General features: G+C 53.4%; 2 rRNA genes (1 of these 2 cut by a window edge). Both read left to right on the top strand.

Annotated features, from left to right (window positions below):
- A 23S ribosomal RNA gene (locus EO133_RS16025) occupies positions 1-2148 on the top strand; it begins 586 nt to the left of the window's first position.
- A gap of 87 nt (positions 2149-2235) precedes the next feature.
- Positions 2236-2351, top strand: a 5S ribosomal RNA gene (gene rrf, locus EO133_RS16020).
- The last annotated feature ends 149 nt before the right edge of the window (positions 2352-2500 follow it).

Genomic DNA, 2500 nt, shown 5'->3' with positions numbered 1-2500 from the left:
GGTAGGTGTAGGCGTAGCGAAAGCGAGTCTGAATAGGGCGTTAAGTTCGTTGGATTAGACCCGAAACCGAGTGATCTAGCCATGTGCAGGTTGAAGGTGCGGTAACACGCACTGGAGGACCGAACCCACGTCTGTTGAAAAAGACGGGGATGACGTGTGGCTAGGGGTGAAAGGCCAATCAAACTCGGAAATAGCTGGTTCTCCGCGAAATCTATTTAGGTAGAGCGTCAGACGAATACCTTGGGGGGTAGAGCACTGGATGGGCTAGGGGGTCTCACCGACTTACCAAACCTAACCAAACTCCGAATACCCAAGAGTACTATCTGGCAGACACACGGCGGGTGCTAAGGTCCGTCGTGGAAAGGGAAACAGCCCTGACCTACAGCTAAGGTCCCCAAGTCATGGTTAAGTGGGAAAGCATGTGGGAATGCTTAGACAACCAGGAGGTTGGCTTAGAAGCAGCCATCCTTTAAAGATAGCGTAACAGCTCACTGGTCAAGCGTTCCTGCGGCGAAAATGTAACGGGGCTCAAACCATGCACCGAAGCTTAGGGTGTGCAGCTTTTGCTGTACGCGGTAGCGGAGCGTTCTGTAAGTCTGCGAAGGGATACCCGTGAGGGGTCCTGGAGATATCAGAAGTGCGAATGCTGACATGAGTAGCGATAAAGAGTGTGAGAGACACTCTCGCCGAAAGTCCAAGGGTTCCTGCGCAATGCTAATCAGCGCAGGGTTAGCCGGCTCCTAAGGCGAGGCCGAAAGGCGTAGTCGATGGGAATCACGTTAATATTCGTGAGCCTGCTGGGAAGTGACGGATTGCCAGAGTTGTATGTCCTTATTGGATTGGATGTGCAGTGAGGCGGTTCCAGGAAATAGCCCCAGCATATAGACCGTACCCGAAACCGACACAGGTGGACTGGTAGAGCATACCAAGGCGCTTGAGAGAACGATGCTGAAGGAACTCGGCAAATTGCACGCGTAACTTCGGGATAAGCGTGACCCGTCTGTGGGCAACCATTGGCGGGTGGCACAAAAGAGGGGGTGGCGACTGTTTATTAAAAACACAGGGCTCTGCGAAGCCGTAAGGCGACGTATAGGGTCTGACGCCTGCCCGGTGCCGGAAGGTTAAAAGGAGAGGTGCAAGCCTTGAATTGAAGCCCCGGTAAACGGCGGCCGTAACTATAACGGTCCTAAGGTAGCGAAATTCCTTGTCGGGTAAGTTCCGACCTGCACGAATGGCGTAACGACTTCCCCACTGTCTCCAGCATCGACTCAGCGAAATTGAATTCCCCGTGAAGATGCGGGGTTCCTGCGGTCAGACGGAAAGACCCCGTGCACCTTTACTATAGCTTCACGCTGGCATTCGTGTCGGCATGTGCAGAATAGGTGGTAGGCTTTGAAGTGGGAACGCCAGTTCTCATGGAGCCGCAATGTGAGATACCACCCTTATCGTCATGGATGTCTAACCGCGGCATAACAGTGTCCGGGACAGCGTGTGGTGGGTAGTTTGACTGGGGCGGTCGCCTCCCAAAGAGTAACGGAGGCGCGCGATGGTGGGCTCAGAGCGGTCGGAAATCGCTCGTTGAGTGCAATGGCATAAGCCTGCCTGACTGCGAGAGTGACAACTCGAGCAGAGACGAAAGTCGGTCATAGTGATCCGGTGGTCCCGCGTGGAAGGGCCATCGCTCAACGGATAAAAGGTACGCCGGGGATAACAGGCTGATGATGCCCAAGAGTCCTTATCGACGGCATCGTTTGGCACCTCGATGTCGGCTCATCACATCCTGGGGCTGGAGCAGGTCCCAAGGGTATGGCTGTTCGCCATTTAAAGTGGTACGTGAGCTGGGTTTAGAACGTCGTGAGACAGTTCGGTCCCTATCTGCCGTGGGTGTTGGAATATTGAGAAGAGCTGTCCCTAGTACGAGAGGACCGGGATGGACGAACCTCTGGTGGACCTGTTGTGGCGCCAGCCGCATTGCAGGGTAGCTAAGTTCGGACGGGATAACCGCTGAAAGCATCTAAGCGGGAAGCCTCCTTCAAAACTAGTATTCCCTATCAGAGCCGTGGAAGACCACCACGTTGATAGGCTGGGTGTGGAAGTGCAGCAATGCATGAAGCTTACCAGTACTAATAGCTCGATCGGCTTGATCGTTCTCATTTACCTATATCCGTAAATCCAGAGGATTTACCCAGATCATATAAAAAGACCAGTATCACGAACCAATGTGTGTTTGTTCGACTTGGTGGCTATGGCGAAGCGCCCAGAACCCGATCCCATTCCGAACTCGACCGTTAAACGCTTCTGCGCCAATGGTACTGTGTCTTAAGGCACGGGAGAGTAGGTCGCCGCCAAGTCTAACAAACACACACCTTCTCAATACAAACACGCAACAAAAAAAGCCCCTCCGTAAAACGAGGGGCTTTTTGCGTTCAAAACCACGATGACCTCACCCGCTGCCGACATAACACAACAATCAAACAACCAAACCACTCAGGCAGAGCGC

Source organism: Pelagibacterium lentulum, from assembly GCF_003992625.1.
Taxonomy (GTDB): Bacteria; Pseudomonadota; Alphaproteobacteria; order Rhizobiales; family Devosiaceae; genus Pelagibacterium; species Pelagibacterium lentulum.
The sequence above is the reverse complement of the archived record's forward strand: the minus strand, read 5'-3'. Positions and strand labels throughout refer to the sequence as shown.